Origin of the sequence: Vibrio sp. 1731, assembly GCF_033339955.1 — a bacterium.
Classification (GTDB): Bacteria; Pseudomonadota; Gammaproteobacteria; order Enterobacterales; family Vibrionaceae; genus Vibrio; species Vibrio alginolyticus.
Window position 1 is genome coordinate 1 of record NZ_JAWOVO010000112.1, and the last position, 1,192, is coordinate 1,192.

General features: G+C 45.3%; 1 protein-coding gene. It reads left to right on the top strand.

Annotated elements, in window-relative coordinates:
• Positions 1-229: 229 nt before the first annotated feature.
• On the top strand, positions 230-1,192 hold a 963-nt coding region (gene cytR / locus R7035_RS25550; protein WP_318146360.1), incomplete at its 3' end, for a DNA-binding transcriptional regulator CytR.

The window sequence follows — 1,192 nt, forward strand, 5'->3', positions numbered from 1 at the left end:
TTTGTTAAACAGACCGTAACTTTCCCGATAGAAATGAATAGACTATCCAAATTAGCAAAGTCTAAAGTGGGTTTACCCCATAGGCTTAGATTAAAACAATGACTATTCCCAAAATTTGAAGCAGTAGCCAAGCGATGCTTTATCGCCTACTCCCTAAAAATAACCACTAACAACGTGATTAGATAGGCACTGATTACCAGTGATAAAAACCTACGACTTCTGACAGGGAATAACGTCATCTTGGCAAAAATTTGAGAGGTTAAACACTATGGCGACAATGAAGGATGTTGCCCAGCTTGCGGGAGTGTCGACAGCTACGGTATCTCGAGCATTAATGAATCCAGAAAAAGTCTCTTCTTCAACAAGAAAAAGAGTCGAAGATGCCGTCCTTGAAGCGGGCTATTCTCCAAATTCATTAGCGCGTAATCTACGTAGAAACGAATCAAAAACGATTGTTACCATCGTTCCTGACATCTGTGATCCTTACTTTTCTGAAATCATTCGTGGTATCGAAGACGCCGCTATGGAACATGGCTACCTCGTACTGCTCGGTGACAGCGGCCAGCAGAAAAAGCGTGAAAGCTCGTTTGTGAATCTAGTGTTCACCAAACAAGCCGATGGCATGTTACTGCTTGGCACCGACCTGCCATTTGATGTCAGCAAGCCAGAACAGAAAAACCTGCCACCAATGGTCATGGCTTGTGAGTTTGCGCCAGAGCTAGAATTACCAACCGTGCACATTGACAACCTAACGTCTGCTTTTGAAGCGGTCAATTACCTAACTCAACTTGGCCATAAACGCATAGCACAAATTTCAGGGCCAGACACAGCGGTATTGTGTCAGTTCCGCCAGCAAGGTTATCAACAAGCCTTGCGGCGCGCGGGGATCAGTAAAGACCCACAATACAGTGTTATCACTGAGTTTTCTTTTGACGGCGGCGCGAAAGCTGTACGTAAGTTGCTAGAACTTCCAGAGCCACCAACTGCGATTTTCTGCCACTGTGACACCATGGCAATCGGCGCAATCCAAGAAGCGAAACGACTCGGTCTGCGCGTTCCGCAAGATTTGTCAGTGGTTGGTTTCGATGATATCAACTTTGCTCAATACTGCGATCCACCGTTAACGACCATTTCTCAACCTCGTTATGAAATTGGCCGCCAAGCGATGCTTATGATGCTTGAACTACTTAAA